The 18,131-nt window shown below is 36.2% G+C and carries 17 protein-coding genes and 1 tRNA gene; 7 read left to right on the top strand and 11 right to left on the bottom strand.

Features of this window, described 5'->3' with window-relative positions; genetic code table 11:
• Nucleotides 1-50: 50 nt before the first annotated feature.
• From addA to lepB, 3 genes are all read right to left on the bottom strand, one after another.
• On the bottom strand, nucleotides 51-3,731 hold the full coding sequence (addA, locus tag P3T75_RS06165; RefSeq protein WP_282462485.1) for a helicase-exonuclease AddAB subunit AddA: 3,681 nt from the start codon (nucleotides 3,729-3,731) through the stop codon (nucleotides 51-53).
• Nucleotides 3,724-7,254, bottom strand: a complete 3,531-nt coding sequence (locus P3T75_RS06160) for a PD-(D/E)XK nuclease family protein (RefSeq protein ID WP_282462484.1) — start codon at nucleotides 7,252-7,254, stop codon at nucleotides 3,724-3,726. The genes addA and P3T75_RS06160 overlap by 8 nt, the downstream gene beginning before the upstream one ends.
• 128 nt (nucleotides 7,255-7,382) lie before the next feature.
• Entirely contained in the window at nucleotides 7,383-7,934 is a 552-nt protein-coding gene (lepB, locus tag P3T75_RS06155; protein WP_206902690.1) for a signal peptidase I, read from the bottom strand.
• 174 nt (nucleotides 7,935-8,108) lie between these two features.
• Between lepB and P3T75_RS06150 the strand changes: the two genes are divergently transcribed.
• Nucleotides 8,109-8,705: a nitroreductase family protein gene (locus P3T75_RS06150; RefSeq protein WP_206902689.1), complete on the top strand. Its 597-nt coding sequence runs from the start codon at nucleotides 8,109-8,111 to the stop codon at nucleotides 8,703-8,705.
• A 48-nt stretch (nucleotides 8,706-8,753) separates the two neighbouring features.
• Here P3T75_RS06150 and P3T75_RS06145 read toward each other — a convergent pair whose 3' ends face one another.
• A complete protein-coding gene (locus tag P3T75_RS06145) occupies nucleotides 8,754-9,230 on the bottom strand; it encodes a hypothetical protein (RefSeq protein ID WP_230710711.1) in 477 nt (158 codons plus the stop codon).
• Between the two features lie 157 nt (nucleotides 9,231-9,387).
• On the opposite strand from P3T75_RS06145, the gene P3T75_RS06140 reads away from it, so the two are divergent.
• Together P3T75_RS06140 and P3T75_RS06135 are read left to right on the top strand one after the other, a co-directional pair.
• Nucleotides 9,388-9,915 carry an HdeD family acid-resistance protein gene (locus tag P3T75_RS06140; RefSeq protein WP_230710709.1) on the top strand — a complete coding sequence of 176 codons (528 nt, stop codon included), beginning with the start codon at nucleotides 9,388-9,390 and terminating at the stop codon, nucleotides 9,913-9,915.
• Between the two features lie 101 nt (nucleotides 9,916-10,016).
• Nucleotides 10,017-10,463 carry a hypothetical protein gene (locus P3T75_RS06135; RefSeq protein WP_282462483.1) on the top strand — a complete coding sequence of 149 codons (447 nt, stop codon included), beginning with the start codon at nucleotides 10,017-10,019 and terminating at the stop codon, nucleotides 10,461-10,463.
• A gap of 142 nt (nucleotides 10,464-10,605) precedes the next feature.
• On the opposite strand, the gene P3T75_RS06130 is transcribed toward P3T75_RS06135, so the two are convergent.
• Nucleotides 10,606-11,544 (bottom strand): DNA/RNA non-specific endonuclease, encoded by a 939-nt coding sequence (locus P3T75_RS06130; protein WP_407649834.1) that lies wholly within the window; start codon nucleotides 11,542-11,544, stop codon nucleotides 10,606-10,608.
• Between the two features lie 180 nt (nucleotides 11,545-11,724).
• Here P3T75_RS06130 and P3T75_RS06125 point away from each other — a divergent pair.
• The 4 genes from P3T75_RS06125 to P3T75_RS06110 all read left to right on the top strand — a co-directional run bounded on the left by P3T75_RS06125 (nucleotide 11,725) and on the right by P3T75_RS06110 (nucleotide 13,154).
• Nucleotides 11,725-11,808, top strand: a tRNA-Leu gene (locus tag P3T75_RS06125).
• A 35-nt stretch (nucleotides 11,809-11,843) separates the two neighbouring features.
• Nucleotides 11,844-12,149 carry a hypothetical protein gene (locus P3T75_RS06120; protein ID WP_230710707.1) on the top strand — a complete coding sequence of 102 codons (306 nt, stop codon included), beginning with the start codon at nucleotides 11,844-11,846 and terminating at the stop codon, nucleotides 12,147-12,149.
• A 370-nt stretch (nucleotides 12,150-12,519) separates the two neighbouring features.
• The gene (locus P3T75_RS06115) at nucleotides 12,520-12,882 is read left to right on the top strand and encodes a hypothetical protein (RefSeq protein ID WP_282462482.1); all 363 of its coding nucleotides are present in this window, start codon (nucleotides 12,520-12,522) and stop codon (nucleotides 12,880-12,882) included.
• A gap of 2 nt (nucleotides 12,883-12,884) precedes the next feature.
• Nucleotides 12,885-13,154, top strand: a complete 270-nt coding sequence (locus tag P3T75_RS06110) for a hypothetical protein (RefSeq protein ID WP_206902682.1) — start codon at nucleotides 12,885-12,887, stop codon at nucleotides 13,152-13,154.
• Between the two features lie 57 nt (nucleotides 13,155-13,211).
• Here the strand turns inward: P3T75_RS06110 and P3T75_RS06105 are convergent, their stop codons facing one another.
• From P3T75_RS06105 to P3T75_RS06080, 6 genes are all read right to left on the bottom strand, one after another.
• Nucleotides 13,212-14,996: an FAD/NAD(P)-binding protein gene (locus P3T75_RS06105; protein ID WP_282462481.1), complete on the bottom strand. Its 1,785-nt coding sequence runs from the start codon at nucleotides 14,994-14,996 to the stop codon at nucleotides 13,212-13,214.
• A gap of 569 nt (nucleotides 14,997-15,565) precedes the next feature.
• The gene (locus tag P3T75_RS06100; protein ID WP_206902680.1) at nucleotides 15,566-15,877 is read right to left on the bottom strand and encodes a hypothetical protein; all 312 of its coding nucleotides are present in this window, start codon (nucleotides 15,875-15,877) and stop codon (nucleotides 15,566-15,568) included.
• Nucleotides 15,878-16,246: a hypothetical protein gene (locus tag P3T75_RS06095; protein WP_206902679.1), complete on the bottom strand. Its 369-nt coding sequence runs from the start codon at nucleotides 16,244-16,246 to the stop codon at nucleotides 15,878-15,880.
• 673 nt (nucleotides 16,247-16,919) lie between these two features.
• A complete protein-coding gene (locus P3T75_RS06090; RefSeq protein WP_282462571.1) occupies nucleotides 16,920-17,312 on the bottom strand; it encodes a WxL protein host-binding domain-containing protein in 393 nt (130 codons plus the stop codon).
• Nucleotides 17,308-17,448, bottom strand: a complete 141-nt coding sequence (locus tag P3T75_RS06085; protein ID WP_282462480.1) for a hypothetical protein — start codon at nucleotides 17,446-17,448, stop codon at nucleotides 17,308-17,310. The genes P3T75_RS06090 and P3T75_RS06085 overlap by 5 nt, the downstream gene beginning before the upstream one ends.
• Complete coding sequence (locus P3T75_RS06080; protein WP_282462479.1) at nucleotides 17,441-18,130, bottom strand: DUF1351 domain-containing protein; 690 nt, start codon at nucleotides 18,128-18,130, stop codon at nucleotides 17,441-17,443. The genes P3T75_RS06085 and P3T75_RS06080 overlap by 8 nt, the downstream gene beginning before the upstream one ends.
• Between the last annotated feature and the right edge of the window lies 1 nt (nucleotide 18,131).

Genomic DNA, 18,131 nt, shown 5'->3' with positions numbered 1-18,131 from the left:
CTCTTTTGACACATTATAGCACGCTTCTTACATTTTGTAAGCACAAAAGATTACAAAAGAGAAATTATTTTACGTCCCTTTAAAAAAATCAGATAACTCTCTGTAACAGGACGGTTATACGTTTCTGTTAATGCTTTTTTATAAAGGTTAATCTGACCTTGATAACGTTTTATAAGTTGTCCTTCATTCTCTTTTGTTAAATGATCGGTTTTAAAATCATAAAGTAAAATTTCATCTGCTAGAATATATCCATCGATAATCCCATGAATAAGCAACTCATCATTTTCATTATCGTAGTTGTTAAAAATTGTCGTTGTTTTTTGCAACATGGCAAAAGGTTCTTCTCGATGCACGTTGCTTTGTTGGGCGATCAGCTTTTGACCCAAGGGAGTGTCAAAAAACCAAAGGATATCTGGTACAACTACTTCTGCGGCAAGTTCTGTAGTTAAAATTCCTTCCGTGACAAGTTTAGCAATAAATTGCTCCAATTGCGTTTCAGTGGGAGCTTTGTTTAAATCTAACAATTGCAACACCGTATGGGTAGCCGTTCCAATGCTAGCGGCATCACGTTTTGTTTCAGCCATAAACTTCGGTGTCGCTAAAGTTTCAGCTGTATAACGGTTACCAGTCGCCTGTTTTTCCAAACTACTTTGCCAATCTAAGCGATTTTCTTGGGTATTATCTGGGTCCTCAAAAACCCGCTTAATCTCTGTTACGGATTGATAACTTGTCGTTTGTGTTGCTTTTTCATAAGGATAAATAAAATCTAAGCGTTTTTTGACTGTTGTTAAATCTGCTTGGGTTTGCTCTTTTATTTTCTCGTCCATAGGCGCAATTACATTTTCTTCATAATTTTCGCGCCAGGCTTTCACATCGGCTTGGTTAAACCAATAAATGGTGAACTGGGCCGGACTTTGCACGGTATAGCTGCGATCTTTTGCTTCACTAAAAACAGCTTCCATATCCGGATGACGCATCAATGTCATCCCCACCCAATTTAGTAAAACATGGCTACCTTTTAAACGCAAGGCAGGATTTAACACTTTCTTTTCTTGTGTTAGGGCTCCTTGCCACGCTTGCAATGCTTTTTCTTTGTTTTCATAAGAGCCAACTAAATACAATTTTTGTTCGGCACGCGTCAAAGCAACATAAAGTTTACGCATTTCTTCTGAAAAAGCTTTGTTTAAACGAACTTGCTTAATGCCTTTGTAGGGCATAGTTTCATAGCTGACTTGTCTTTCTTGGTCCACATATTTAATGCCTGCCCCTAGATGCTCTTCAAAAATATAATTGCGGTTAAAGTCCAAACGATTGATATCGCGGGCCATATCTAATAAAAAGACAATTGGAAATTCCAACCCCTTACTACCGTGAATGGTCATAACCCGCACCGCATTTTCCACTGATTTTGTCGCAGGTTCAGCCAAATCTAAATCTTTTTCCTGCATTTTTTCAATCAGACTGATGAATTGATATAAACCGCGAAAATTACTTTTTTCATAATTTTTTGCCCGTTCTACCAAAGCAATCAAATTTGCGTGGCGCTGAATTCCGTTTGGTAAGCCCAAACAATAATCCAAATAGGCTGTTTCTTCATAAAGACGCCAAATTAAATCCGGTAAAGCGTTGCGTTTTGAGAAGGCCCGCCAACTTTCTAATTGGCTTAAAAAAAGATTGATCTTTTCTTTTAGCTCTTCTTTTTCCCCATAAAGGCTATAGTCACTTAAAGCTTCATAATAAAAACCATTTTTATTTTGCAGGCGAATTTGCGCCAGTTCATCTTCTAGTAACCCTACAATTGGCGAACGTAATACAGAAGCCAGCGGTATATCGTTATAAGGATTATCAATAATTTTTAACAAGCTAATAATAGTTTGAATCTCAGTTGCTTGAAAATAACTTTCGGCATCCGTAATCTCCAGTGGAATACCTAAGTCGTAAAAAGTGTCGACAATAACTTGATTGTTTCCCCTTGTTGGGGTAAGTAACACGATATCGCCATATTCAAGTTTTCGCATCATTTTTTTGTCTTTATCATAAATTTGAAAAGATTGGCTAATTAATTCTTTGATTTTTAATGCTGTGATTTGAATTTCACCAGCTTGACGTGTCTCGAAATGCTTGACATCATCTTTTGTCCCTTTTTCAAACAAAAGTAATTCCGTCTTAAACGCATCACTTGCTGGAAAATTAGGAAAACCAGGAATTAACGCCGCTGCTTGGTCATAATCGATTTGCCCGACCTGTTGATCCATCAATTGTTCAAAAACTAAATTGGTAAAATCCAAGACTTCTTTGCGGGAGCGGAAATTCTCTGCTAAAACGATTCTGCGGCCATTTTTCTCATTACCATAGTCATTGTATTTTTCAATAAATAATGTAGGATCTGCCAAACGAAAAGCGTAAATAGACTGCTTTACATCCCCTACCATAAACATATTTCCGGCACTTTCTGTATTGTCTCTAACATAACTTAAAATCGCTTCTTGCAAACGATTGACATCTTGATATTCATCCACCATCACTTCAGTAAACTTGCTCTTATAATAAGTGGTAGCAGGGCTATTTTCTGCCTTTAAAATTGCCAGTGTATAGTGTTCCAAATCATTAAAGTCTAAAACACCTTTCGCCAATTTTTTTTTAGTATAGGCTTGACTAAAAGCTTGCGTGACTTCACTCATTTTTGCAACTAACGCATGGGACTTCACCAATAAATCATTCATAATAGCCTCAGGATAAGGAAAATAAGTCACCACTTGGGCTACACTTTCTTTTGCGATTCCTTGAAATTCTTTGACACTCACAGAAAGATCCGCCAGCTCTCCCCTTTTTTTTCGGACATTCGTTTTTAAATCGAGTCCTTCAATTTGGGCAAAAAGAGCTGCCATATCGTCTGCTACAAGCGCTGCTTGCAATCGCATCACCTGATTTAGCTGTGTTGTTAACAATGCAACATCTTTTGTCAACTTCTCTTCATTTTGGCAAATAGCGATTGCCTGCTCATAGTTTGCTACTGCTAATTCTAACTCTGCCACTACAGCAGGCTTGATTGCTGATTGGTACAATGCAGTTGTTTGGAAACCATCTTGCGCTTGATAATTTTTGGGTAACTCTTCTAGCCAATAAGCTGGATCAGGGGCTGCACAAGCAAATTGATACAAACGCATAACCAAATCCGTTAACCCCTCATCGGAACGATCGCTGCCAAAGTTTTCCGTTAATTTAAAGAAATCCTCGTCGTCATTGGCATAATAATCTTCTCTTAAACCCGTCCAAACTTCTTCTTGCAACAATAATTTTTCAGTTTCATCACTTAAGAGACGGAAAACCGGATCAAGGTCAATCAAATAATAAAAGCGTTTAATCACTGTCATACAAAAAGCATGGAGGGTGGAGATATTGGCTTGTGGCAATAACACTAACTGTTTCACGTAATGTGCGCGTAAATTACTATTTCCTTCTTCATTAATACTTTGCCGCAGCGCTTTTTCAATTCGTTCTTTCATTTCACTAGCAGCAGCTTCTGTAAAGGTTACAATTAATAAACGATCAATATCGACCCCACTTTTTAACTTTTCAATGACGCGTCTGACTAGGACAGTGGTCTTACCAGAACCTGCTGAAGCAGAAACCAATAGATTATCCCCGCCGTCAAAAACGGCTTGCCATTGTCGGTCTGTAAAGCGTTCGTTTTCCGGCCTTACCGGAATAACTGGATTTGTTTTAGACATCGCCGTTTTCCTCCTTGATTTCATTTAAAATTTCTGATTTTGGTAAATTGGGAATTTCGTGATAATCATTTTGTGCAAGCATGACATCAAAGCCACACAAACTGCGGAAAGGACAAAAATTGCACGCCTTTTCCCCACTACTTTTCTTGTAAGGATTTAAGAAAATTTCACCGGTGACAATATTTTCTGCTGCATTTTTCATTAAATGGCGATTATGTTGCCTTAAAAGCTCCAACTCCTCTCCTTGATAAAAAGCTTTTGAATTACTTTCTTTAGCCAAAACACCATCTTTATTACTTAAAATTGGATAAACAAAAGAGCGCTCTTTTACCTCCAATGTGTCATCTAACAAGGGATATAATTCACTATCTTCTGCAAAAATCCCTTTATATTTATAAGCTTTTAAAACTTCAGCCAAGCTTGCCTCTTCTGCTTTTAAAACTGGATCATGAATGCGCATATAATACGCCCCGGCAGCCTTAACATCAGTTGTTCCTACTAGTTCAGCCGCGTTTATTAAGGCAACATCTAGATAGGTCAACAATTGCATCGCCAAACCAAAATAAGCGTCAGTTAAATTGAAATCTTTTACACCTGATTTGTAATCGATCACTGCAAGCCAAGTGTGCTCGCTACTTTGGGCCATATCCAGTCGGTCAATTTTTCCTCGTACGGCTAAGTGGCCGCCGGTTGATAAAGGTTCTTCAATACCTTTAATACCACTAGTTCCAGCTAACTGACCAAAAACAATTTCAGTTGCAAGCGGGGTCATTTTAGTGCGCTTACTTTGCTTATGCAACGCCCAAATCACTTTTTTAATCGTCTTGCCAAGACGATAACGCAAATAATGCATGCGGGCAGAACTTTGTAAAATCATAAAGCGCGGTTCCGCAAAAATTTGCTGTAAAACAGTATCGATTAACTGCTGAGCTTCATTTTCATCTAATTCCACCAATAATTTTTGTTTCGCAAAAACAGCTTGCAAAAACAAATCCAACGCATCGTGAAAAAGCGTTCCAGTTGTAAGTGCATCAAGACCAAATAACTCCCGCTCTTTTAAGCGCAAGCCATAATTAGCAAAATAACGGTACCCACACTGATAAAAACTTTCCATCTGGGAAATCGATGAATACAAATCTTTGCCGTAAAGTTTTGTTGCGACTTCCTTTGGTAATGTTACTGGCACATTCAGGTACTCTCGGCTGGCAAAAGCGCGTTGTGCCAAATTACGATAAGAAGAGGCCAGCAACATCTCTTCTAAAGCGCGCCATTTTGCGTTTACGGTTAACTTTTCATCTTTTGCATTCCGATACAATAAATTCAGCTGGCCCACCAAATTACGATAAGTCGCCACAAAATTTTCTGGTTCACTTGTTAAAGATAGCTCCTCTAGAGGGATTACTTTTAAATTTCCTTGAGTGACAAAACGTTGCAAATACGGCGAAATGCGTAAGTTTTGCTCTGTGTCATGATTAGCCGCATAGCTTAAAAAGAGTTCATCACAAGCTGATAAAAAAACTTTGTAGGCAACAAAAGGTGCTTTTGCTACGCTCTCTGTTCGAAGATCCCGTAATTGTTTTTCATCCGTTAGGCTTATGTTTAATACTTCCCTGTCTTCTATTGTTAACAAACTATCGTCTGAAACCGGAGCGGGAAAATTCTTATCATTTAGGCCCATGGCAAAGGTAATCTTTGCTTGCCCAATTCGAGCCAGGCCTAACTGATTTAACTGGACTTGGTCAATTGCAGAAGGAACTTTACCATAAAAGGTATTGTCCAATCCCGTAGTAAAAAGCAAACTGAAATTCGTTAAATTAAACGAATCTTCTCCATAAATTTCAACGTAGTCATCCATCAAGTCCATCAGTGCTGACCACGTCTGTTCGTGGTTACGCGCTAATTCCAAGTCACCTGCTGCAATATCTTTTTGGCGCCAATCTTTGATGCGCTCGTCAGCTTTAATCGTCATTAAAAATTGATACAGCTTACTAACAGCTTCTTTTGCTGTTTTACTTTTTTGCAGATTTTGTAAAAAATCTGCAATCTCTGTCGCAAAAGCCCGACGCAGTCGATTACTATCTTGTGACAGTTGGTCAGCATCTTCTTGTTCTTCATTTTCAAAATCATATTGAATGATCTGCCAATCTTCTCTTCGTGTCCAAAAACTTCCTTGAAAATTGAATTTCAAAGCAATATTTTCCGTCTGATCCACGATATTGCGATAGTTTTGTAGTGGATTATCAGTCTCAAAAAAATACGCGGGAATGAATAGTTCTGTTTTCAATAGCCGCATGATATCACTAAGCCGATAATGGTATTCGCCTAAAGCAAATAACGCTTGTAAAAATTCAACAAGAGGATGTTGGGCCATCGAAATCTGTTGATCCAGATAAAACGGAATTGCTAACTCGTTAAAAACCGGTGGGATCAAATGCCCATAAGTCTCTAAATCGTTTGTTAAGAGTTGAATATCTTGATAACGATATTGCCCACTAGCCACCAGTTTGCGAATTTCTGTTGCAATGTAATTGACCTCATCGGTAGGTTTTAATGCTTGCCATAAGTGGATACTTTCTTTTGGTAAAGCCGCAGCAGACGCATTGCCTGCATTTTGTGTTTGACGCCAAAAACTTTCTACTGCAACTTGTAAAGTAGCTTCTGGTAACGGCGCAGCCGTTAAATCAACTAAAACTTTCGTTCCGTTCTCTTTTGCTGTTTGCAAGAGTTGGTAATAAATTTTACCGGTATCGTGAAATAGATCCAATGCTTCAGGGGGATTTGTTACATAAGCCTTGTCTAACACCAAATCCAATAAAACATGGCCATTTTTGGCCAAAGTCGTCAAAAGGCAACGCTCTTGGGCATAAAGTTCTTGAAAATCAGTCGCAATAAATAATGTTTTACTTAAATTAGGTGGCGCAAAAAGACTGCTCGCATCACCACTCAAATAACTCGTCAATAAGGCTAATGGATCTACCACTTGTAATTGGCGTTTTGCAAGTTCTGTCTCATAGCGGGTCAAGATTAAACGCAATTCGGCAAACTTTAAGCTTTGATCAGCGTTCACGCTTTCTTTGGATAAAGTAGCTACTAAGTCCTCTGGTGTTAAATTACCTACTTTTAACTCTTGATATAAACCTAATAATTTTCCACAAAAACCTGATTTTTCCACTTCACCACGATACAGAAATAAATCTTCTTTACTTTCTTCCAATACTTTTTGTAAAAGCATGAGACTTCCAGCCTCTGAAAGTGTTTGATTGGCCAATTGACCTGTTTTTTGTAAATAAAACCAAGCCAGACGATAAAAACTAAAAACTTGGGCACGAATCGTGGAAAAAGATAACGTATTCTCAGGTTTCAGCGCTTTTAAAATTTCTTGTTCTTGCTCAAATTTATTGTAGTTAGGGACTAGAAAAAAAACTTGATTTTCTGCGTCTTGCTCAAGCCATGCTTGTGCTTTTTTTATATAAGTTTGGCGATGATCTAAAGCACCATTGCCAATTAAAAATTGTAAAGTCATCTCAAACTCCTTCCTTCAAAAAAAGCAATTGAAGTTATCTTGTTACTAGCATAGTATAACAAAAAAAAGTCGATAAATTGAACGCAGCGGTTCATTTACCAACTTTATTTTCATTCTTAAACTTTTACTTATTTATTAATAAAACCAATTTCTTTTAAAGGCCAAAAAACAAATTTCACATCACCAGAAACTGTCTTTTCATCGATAAAGCCAATCGAGCGCGTATCTTTTGAAATGCGCCTGTTATCCCCTAAAACTAAAATTTTGCCGGCGGGCACTTTTTCAAATTTAAAACTTGCTTCTTGATTTGGACTTAAAGTTAACGGCATACCATCGGTTAAATCTTTTTTATATTCATTTAAATAAGGTTCCGCCACCTTTTTGCCATTAATCAGCAATTGGTCATTTTGATAACTGACCGTATCTCCTGGCAGTCCAATCACGCGCTTAATATAATATTTATCAGGTTCATCTGGGGCCGGAAAAGTTACAATATCAAAGCGTTTTACTTTTGTATTCAATAAGGCAATCACTCTTTCACCATCTTGTAAGGTGGGATCCATAGAATCGCCTTTAACGACTACCGGGGTGAAAATAAATAGACGCACTGCTACTAATACTACAACTAAGCCGATTAGAAAAAGTGCCGATTTAAGCCATTCATAATTTTTATCTTTCAAGCGTTTTATCCTTCTTCCTCAAAGTTTCATACATTAATAGTACCATAGAGTCTTTTTTTCACCAAAGTTTGCGACTAGTAATAAGAAAAATTTAAATGAGCATATTAGTTTACTAACTAATTGTAAGTATGTATACTGACGATGTTACTTAATTAAACAAAGGTGGTTATTTACATGTCAAACTTTTTAGAAGCAATCAAAAACCGTCGTTCAATCTACGCATTAGGACGCAACGTTAATCTTAAGGAAACTGAAATTGAAAGCCTGATTAAAGAAGCTGTTAAATATAGCCCAACAGCATTTAACGCGCAATCTCCACGTGTTGTCATCTTATTTGGCCAAGCACATGAAAAATTATGGGAAATGACAGAAGAAGCATTAAAACCTTTAACTCCTCCAGAAGCATTCCCTAATACCCAAGCAAAATTAGCTGGTTTCAAAGCTGGTTTTGGTACAGTTTTATTCTTTAAAAACACAGATACAGTGAAAACTTTACAAGAACAATTTGCTTTATATGCTGATAACTTCCCTGATTGGGCAGAACAATCAAATGGTATTGCAACAGCAAATACTTGGACTGCTTTAGAAGAAGCTGGACTTGGTGCTAACCTACAACATTACAATCCAGTTATTGATGCCGCTGTTGCAAAAGAATGGAATATTCCTGAAAACTGGCAATTGCGTTCACAATTAGTATTCGGTTCAAAAGAAGCTGAAGCTGGCGAAAAAGAATTCTTAAGTGACGACGAACGTTTCTTAACTTTTAAATAATTTGAACACAAAAATAGACTAGCTGCTAAACTGTTGTTTGGCGCTAGCCTATTTTTTTTCATCTAATAAAATATCAATCGGTGTTCCCTCTTTTAAATGTGTTGCCAAAAACGCCACAATTTCTTCTAGCGGTTCATTCAAAACAAATAGCGGTCCGCGCATGCCCCGGCGAAAAAAATTCACCTTCACTTGATTCTTGGTTTTTAATAAAACAATACGATCTACCTCAGCATAGGGAATTCCTTTTTTATCCATTGCATTAATACTAATATGATTTTCCGCAAAACCTTTGGCATCAATTAAAAAGCTTAAGATAATCAACCCTGCCAAAATACCCCGGACGTTCTCGTCTAAGGTTGTAGGGTTTAAACCAACCAGCACAATTGTTCCCACTCCTAAAGCTAAAATCAAATAAAAACTGGTGGACTTACGGCGAGACTTGAAAATAATTTCTTTTTCGATCAAGAATAAATAGGCAAAAAGCACCAGTACAAAAATTAACAGCAAAATGGTAAATGTCGACAAATACTTTTCCCCCTCCTTTTCTTCATCTTACCATAAAAACGCTATCAGCCAAATTGGTAGTGTCTTTTACCGTTGCAAAAGCGAACCAAGTATTTTCTTTATTCCTCAAATTTCGTTACAATAAAGAAGAGAATAGAAAAATAGAGGAGTTTTGATTATGGATAATTTTTTTAAAACATTTCGTGAAAATTTATTATTAAGTGGCGTCGCCTACGGTATTTTGGGAATCTTGATTTTAATTAAACCTGAACCTTTCTTCAATATGATTGTTTATATTTTTGCTGCTTTCTTTTTTGTTATGGGAATTATTAACTTAGTGAACCATTACCGAGCACAAAAGCGTGGCTATTCTGGTTCCCAATTAACAACTGGAATTTTACTTTTAGCCGCAGCTTTGCTGATTTTGATTTTTGCAAAAGGAATTGTGTCTATTATTCCCTTTTTCCTGGGCTTATTCATTTTAATTAGTGGAATTACCCAGTTGTTACAGGAATTGCAATTAAAAAAAGACGGCACAGCACGTACGGGTTGGTTTGTCTTTAGTATCTTAATGATTGTAGCCGGTGCGTTACTCCTATTTAATCCTTTCCGTAGTGTTTTATTAGTTTTCCAAATTTTTGGCGGCCTGTTAGTTGTCTTGGGTGTTTCTCGTTTAGTTGATTTCTTTCGTTTAAGAAATATTTAAAGTTTTAATTATGACAATCTTTTTAAAGATTTCCGTCGCTTTTTTTAATCATTTCCCTTTATAATACTTTTGTTATCAATGAAGTATGAGGAGGTGGAAATATGCCAATTGAAAAAAGCCAACTAAAACAGCAACCAGTAATTATCGTCAAAGACAAAAACGGACAGATCTTACGGAAAGTCTCCGTGAAAGAATGGCTGGAAAATCATCCTCTTGACGCGACTAAAGAAGACTTTGAATTAAAACTTTATCGCGAAGCGTTAAATTATTTTTACTTAAAACAGTATGATCAAGCCGAAGATTTACTAATCTACCTTTGTGAAGGGACCCATTATCAACGTTATGAATACAGCGAACGTTTGGCTACGTTGTATCACACGCAAAACCGCTTGGACAAAGAACGGTGTATTTTACTCCTAGCTAAAAGAGCACAGGAAAAAATTCATGCGCCCAAAGAATTGTTACAACGTATCACAAGACGTTTGGACAAAGTCGATAAACAATTAAATCACTATCAAAAAACCATCAATCTACTCGCTTTAAGTTAACAAAAGCAAAACAAAGTCTTTTAGCTTTTGCGCAATAAGCCAAAATATTTCGAACTTGTTTGTGTGAAAGTTTTATACTTTCTTGACAATTGACCAAAAACACCCAACTAGTTAGTTGGGTGTTTTTTTCATCTATTGCTGCTTATTTTTCAGCAGAATTTCCGCTTTTCAATATTTGACTTGTGCCATCAGCATAATTCAATTTCACATTATCTTGAACATTGAAAATATAAACATTAAATTTAATTGCTTCACTATTTACAGACTGTGCCATCAAATGGACACCCCGCGCCAAAAGTTCATCATTGCGAAAGATTGGTGTAACTTCATAACGAACAAAATGATTTTTATCTTGCTCTAAATAATACTTGATATCCATTTCAAAACGTAACATTTCAGGGTTATTCAACTGGCGTGTGCCGGTAATTAAATTTTGCCAATTGGCATTTTCACCTGCTAATGCAAAGCCAATTAAATGGGAGCGATTATACAAATAGCTACCACCAATTTTTTTATTGCGCCAGCCAGTCGGGGTAACACTTGAAATACTGCCGCGTTTTTCTTTGGGCATTAAACTTTGATTCAATAATGCCTCCGCACCTGTGGCCCGATTTAGTGCATCTAGGGGATAATACTTTTCCCATGCCCCACTTGTCGTAGCTAATTCGGCTTTTGAAAAAGTTGGCTTTCCTTGATTAATTTCAATCGTTTGTTTTCCTGCATAATTTAATTGGGCTAGTTCTTGTTTTAAAGCTGTCAGTTTAGCGTCACTTTGCAAGGGGCTTGCGCTTTTTTCTTCTGTTGCTCCCTCATCTTCTCTATGATTACTACTGCTTTTCTCTTCTGAAGCTCCAGATTGCAAAGTAGTGCTGGCCGCCGTAGTATTTGGGTTATCTTTGGGTGCTATTGATTGAAGATTTTCAGTGTTTAATAACCCACTGCCAGATAATACGGCTGCAATTGATGCGGCCACCAAAATGAAGCTTGGCTTTTTCTTGCGATGTTTGGTCGTAGCTTGAATTAAGGTAACAATTCCAATAATTATCCCCAATAGACCACCTAATATTAAAACAGTATCCATTTTTTTCCTTCTTTTCTGTAAATTTAATCTACCTTTATACCCTAGCAAATGGCCTTCTTGAAAACAAGTAGAAATACGCTCAGATCGCCTACTTTTTCATTTTCGTCAAATGCTTGTCACCAGCCCTTTTTCTTGAAATAAAAATTTCATTGGCATAAAATAAAGCATGATACTTTTTTGGCGGAGTTGGTGGAACGGCAGACACGTATGCTTCAGGCGCATATGCCTATAATAGGCGTGAGGGTTCAAATCCCTTACTCCGCATTTTTATTACTCAAAAATTGACAAGGAGCAAATTTATGCCATTTATTGCGATTTTAATTGATGTCTTGACCTTGGGAGCGTATTTTTTGCAGTTGAATAATGATTCGCGTACATTACGTTTTTTAGGCCTAATCTTTCAAGGAATTATGACGATTTTACTACTGATCTTAATGATTGCCTATCACGGTAAACGTTATAGTAATTATCGGCCAGCCGGTTATTCTTATTTAACAATTCGGTATGCCCTTATCATCTTCTCTTTTTTGATTAATGCCATCGTTTTGTTTCTTTATATTTTAAACTTTACCGGTGCCAATGATTTAATTTTTTCAAGCTTTTAAAAGTTCTTAACTTTTTCATAAGTTCCTTTGTCCAATCATTTTAAGATAGAAATTGTGCTATACTTATTCCTACGCGAAAAATATTGTTATGCGATAGATTGATTTATTTCGTTGAATTTAATCAAACTGGCGTAACTTAGGAGTTACATGGATGTATTAGAGGTTAGGGAATACATCGTTTAAACGAGAAATAACATGAATTTTAGTAATAGTCTTGATCCAACCTTAAATAATAATATTGATTAGTTAGATAGCCTTCTCTAGTAATAGAGAGGGCTATTGTCCATTTTAGCAGATTTTTTTACTTCTCTCTTTACAAAACAAACATACGTTCGTATAATAAGAGTATCAAAAAGTTGGAAGTGATTTTATGCGTATCCCACCTTCTTATCAAGATCGCAAATTATTAAAGTGGAATGGCTTTTACTTATCTGAACATACGCGTCAAATGGCTGAAACCAAAGCTGCGCAAGCTTTTCTTTGGCCCGCCAAACCGATAATGGATAAAGAAGCTATCGCACAAGTTTTATGTGAAGCGCGCTTAAAAGAGCGCAGTATTGCACTTCAAAAAGAAGAAGTAGATGCTGAAGGCCACTATTTCCCAGATATTGTTGGGAAAATACAAGGCTATGATGAATTAGGGATTTATATTGCCAATCAAAAAATTGATTACGACGAAATCCGCAGTGTCACCTTTACAACTGTTGCCAAATGGTCTGCATTGGAGGAATAATGATGATTAATTTAAAGGGTACTATTTCTCAAATCAAAGTATTGAAAATGTCTGATCATCCCCTAGTTTACTTTCAATTGAATGAACATCACTGTTTAATCGCTACTCACGCATTGAATTTTTTAGCTGACGTTGCTGTTAATAGTACAATCAGCGTTGTTGGTCATTATAACGCTCGTAAACAATTTGTTGTAAAAAAATATAGTGTCTTAGGCAAACCTCAAATCGTGATTGAATTTGAAAAAAGTCTCTACCCGCCGAAACATATTTAGTTTCTAGTAAGAAAAGCCAAATTTGGCTGATCACTTGCCTGATAAAAAAGAAGCGTCTTAGCGCTTCTTTGCAAAAATTGTTTCAATTATTTGATCAGCCAAATAAAAAACGCGATCATCACTTTTGGGCCGCGGTGAGGCAGCGTTGAGCCAATCTAATCCTTCCAGCGGAATGCCGTAACAAAAAAGATGCGGTTGAATTTGCCCATTGTTATCAATGATTTGGTGTGTTTTGCGACTAACCAAGATTGCCCCTGTTGCATGGCTTTTAGCGTCAAAAGTTACCTTATGTGGGGCTAGATAACCTTTTTCTCTCATATTCTTTAATAAAGGATTCTTTGTCGTTGCAAAACTTGGTTGCGGTAAACGCGCCTCAATCAAATTTTTTCCATTAAATCTTCGCTTTTCATCTTGCTTACTGTAGGCAACAAATTGCCCGTTTTGTTTTGTTACCGTCATCTCTGGAGCTAGAAATTCGACAATTTCCGCTTCTACTAACGCCGCTAATTGTTTTTGTCGTACAACAGGTGCACCGATAGCTAGAAAGCTATAGCTACGATTGAAATCTCCCCAGAAATCTTCATAGTACTCTCTTTCAGAAAATTTTTCATGATCTAACATATAATCAAAAGGTGCCTGCAGTTCTTTAAATGTATCAATCGCCGAGGCAATAGCTCCTGTTTTGTTGCCTAATTCAGCTGATTTTATATCTGCTTTTAAATATCCAAGAACAAAACTAGGGAAATGTTCTGGTGAAATATTTCCTGCCGGCTGTAATAACTGCTCCCAATTTAATTGTAGTTCTTTGGGTACACGATATTTTTTTAAAACGGCAGCAGCATCTTTACAACGATATTCTGTTAGAAAGTTAGTCAAATCAAATTTAACATCCTTTAAAATCTTTTGATAATAGACTAATTCGGCTTCTTTTTTTACTAATGTGACTAATTCTTTTACTGATCCTTGAAATTGAGACATAAAATGCGGCGTCAAAATCTCAGGCTTAGCGTCTTCGCCAGGTTCTTTTTGATTAATAGGACGCGCATGATAAGGCAAACCGCGACCTGAGCCAACAATTATTTTTGCTTCTTTACCTGAAGGCTGGTAACGCAAATTCCCCTCCTTTTCGATAAATTTCCCGCCCCACTTGTCAATTAGTAACGGCAGATAGTCATAAAAACTCAAACCCAACCCTCGAATAATAATTGGTCCATTAACTAATTTTTTTAATGGTGTATTGGCTGGATTTCCCGGTCTTTGATAAAACAAGTTATTTTTTTGGGCAAAATTCTGATTTTCGCACTCTTCTTCACTGGCTTCATTTTGTGAATGTCCCGTTGCCAAAATCACATCAGAAACGAGATATTCTTTTGAGCCAATTAGACTGATTTTTTCTTTTTTTAACGTTAAATCCGTAATTTTTTCTTTAACCAAGTGTACTTGTATTTTTTTTGTGGTTTTCTTTAAAATTTCTGCATAAAACCACCGTTGATAAATACCGTAATAGCGGCGAGAACAATAGTCGTTTTTAGCTAATCTGGTTTCTGACATAAATTTTTCTTGCTCTGTTCGATCTAACGTAGCTAAAAAAGCGGCGGCCTCCCTTTGACTCCATTCCCCTAGATTAGGACCTTCATCTTCAGAAAATAACGTTACATGTTGCAACACGGTGTTCATGATAACAGCTTTACTTTGATCACTACGCCAGACATTTCCTCCTGGCCCATACGGATCAAAAATAAAAATTTCAAATGCTTCTTTACTTTCCACGGCTCTCTTTATAAGCTTTGACAAGGCAATCAAACCAAATGGCCCCGCCCCAATAATCGCGATTTTTTTCATATCCGTCCTCCTTAGTAAAAAAGCCTATAGTTTCTAATCCAGCATATACCTCGCTATAACAGTTATTCTTATTATTAGAGTAAAGAATAATGCAAGCATGTGCAAATCTGAACCTTTGATTATTTCAACTTAATTCGCTTATAAAAAAAGAAAAAAAGCTCTATTTTGACCACAAATGCAACCTAATAGAAATTGTTTCTCAAAATCATATCAATTTTCAAAAATATACTTCTATCATCTTGTATACAAATTATGCAAAAAAACTGGTATCAACGTCAGCAAGACATCAATACCAGTTTTTTTCTAACTATAAGGAGGGACAAATCGTTTTATATCAGGCCTATATGTCTAATTTTACGAACTAACTTTCTTTTATCTTAAGTCGAAATTTCAAAAAATTTTAAAGGCAATTTATCAAGATTCCATCTTATCGTAGAGAGTTCACTCCGAGTATGAGGCCTTTCTAGCAGACCCGTTTCGCAAAACAACTCTTCAAGAATAAGGACAATATTTTTCCGAAAATATCGCTCTTTTACTGATAACGGAATGAAGTTTGCTTAACTTTTTTGCTACGCAATTTTTTCTATTCGGATAAAATAACCATCGATTGATTCACTGATTTGTCTTAAAACATGGAAACCTTGTTCTTCTTTTTGACGGGGAACCTCAATCAATTTAACTTCTTGGCGATTGATAGGAATACCTACAATTAATTCGTCTGAAACCATATGCATCGCCATGATATGAGAAATTTGAGCGCCCAATTTCATTATTTCTTGCTGATTTTTATTCACACGCCAATGCGAATTTTGCATTAAGCGTAAACCACTCGTTAAAACACCACTCTTAACAACCTTTTCTGAAATGACTGGACGCCACATTTAAGCCACCTGCTTTAAAGGGTAATCTTCGATTGTTATAGCGGTGTCACTTGCTACAGTGACAGTAACTAAGCTGCGATATTTTGCTGCAATTTTTTTTAGTTGTTCTGCCTCTTTTTTTGAACAATCAACATAAAAAATCACGCCATCATACTGGTCTTCAAACTTTGCTAAAAACGCTTCTGCTTGTTTCAACCATTTATTCTTAATCGTCAGACTTTCATAAAACGTCACTTGCTTATTCCGCAAATAGTTTTCTGGCAGTTTTTTAGGAAATCCTACGACTGCGATTTTTTCACCTGTATGTTGTTTTTTTATATGATTCCAAACATGACTAATTTTTCTTTGGTTACCGTAAATAATATACATTTTGCTTGCTCCTTAATTTATGATTATTCTATTATGACGGCAATAGCCTACCGTCGAATATTCAGCTTGCAAGACTATCCCCTCCTCTAATCATAAATAAAGTAACGCTCTTTATTTATCCACCATACCAAAGATATTATTTAAAGCAAGCAACGTAAGAAATTGGTAAGAAGATAACTTACCAATTTCTTACAAAGTAAAATAAGACCGCTACTTCTTCCACTAAATAAAAGTGCGATAAAACAATTGCGAGCAAAACAAAAAATACCATTGTTCATTGGTAATAAAAAAAACTAGCAAAATTACTCCTTCAATAATAGGGATAATACTTTTTGGTATCCCCCTTGATATTTAGACTATTTTTATCGCCATGAGTCGCGATACTTTCACTTTGCCAAAATATTTTCCAAGAATCACACAATCTAACTTAGACATCCCCCGATTATTCGGACCATCTATCATCCTTACTTCTACAAGTCTGGTTGTAGTTCCTACTTTGTAGATTAATCGATCCCCGCAATTAAAAAAATCGCTAGTATACCTTCTTACCCCTCGGTGAAATCTATCGTTGACTATCTTTATTACTTCCATATTAAAAAACCACCTTATTCATTTAACAATCGCTAATGATCATCTCTAAAACACCTGAAATTTACTGCCGCTTCATAAATAGCTATTGCTCTCTTCTTTTTCTTTTTACAAAATAGATGATTAGGAAAATTATTATCATAACGAGTAACGCTACGAGAATTCCAATAATTATAAAAAGCAAGGTATTATCTTTTTTAACCGTGAATACTTTTGTATTAACAGTTTGTGCTTCCTTTTTTGAAATATCAAATTTCTGTTCAAAATGCCATTGTTTATTAAAAACATCTGTAAAATCTAACTTCAACAGATATTTACCGGCATCAAGTGGCTTAGTCGCACCAACAGTACCGTTAAAAAAATTAATCGTAAACGAAGAGGAAGGTGCTATGCCACCATCTTTAATTTCTCTAGAAATAACCGGATTTTTTTGATCTTCCTCTTTATATATCTTCCCAATCATGTGCACTTTACTAATATTTACCGGTTGGGTGTTCTTCAGCTTTACCGTTATACCGGCTTGTCTTTCCTTCTGCTGCTAAAACATCTAACGGAAAAAGAAATAAGGACAGTCCAATCATAGCAATAGGGATGATTTTCTTCATTTTACGCATCTTTTTCCCTCCTTCTTTTACATAGAAGAAACAAGATTGCGAGCAATAGCGTTCCTAAAAATGAAAATGCAAAAGATTGGATTTCATTTGTCTTGGGATAAAGTTTTCTGGAATTTCCATTAGCTAAAGTATTATCACCATTAGATGTATGCTGGCTCTTATCAGATATTACAAGTGTCGTTTTATTGGTCATCGTATCTGTAGCTGCTACTACAGAGTTAGGTGCTAACACCAATCCTGAAAAGGTAAGCCAGAGAAGGAACAAAATTCTGCATAACTTTTTTACGTTACTCTTTTTCTCATTCATTCTTCTGACCCCCTTTTGTTTACGTATCTGCATTTGTTTGAAGTCGTAATCAGCAATGCGATCTTTAATCTCATCGTTGACACTGTCAATTTGTTTTACATAGCCTTTAATTTTTTCTTCAAAAGCTTTTAAAGGTTCGTTGTATTCTTTTTTTATTGCCTTGCGCTGGTCGTCTAACAACTTTCGATAATTATTTAATTCACTACGTGTTTTTTTGGCTTCGGAAATGTTATCTTCCGTAAAAACTAAAACACTATATTTTTCTACAATCTCATCAACAAGTTGTTTCAAGTATTCTTCATTCTTAATTTCGATGATGCTTGGCTCATAAGCCACTTCAAACTTAATTTCTGGTACGACTATTTCATTCGTCATT

The sequence above is a fragment of the Enterococcus montenegrensis genome (assembly GCF_029983095.1).
Lineage (GTDB): Bacteria > Bacillota > Bacilli > Lactobacillales > Enterococcaceae > Enterococcus_C > Enterococcus_C montenegrensis.
This window is presented reverse-complemented; position numbering and strand designations above follow the sequence as displayed.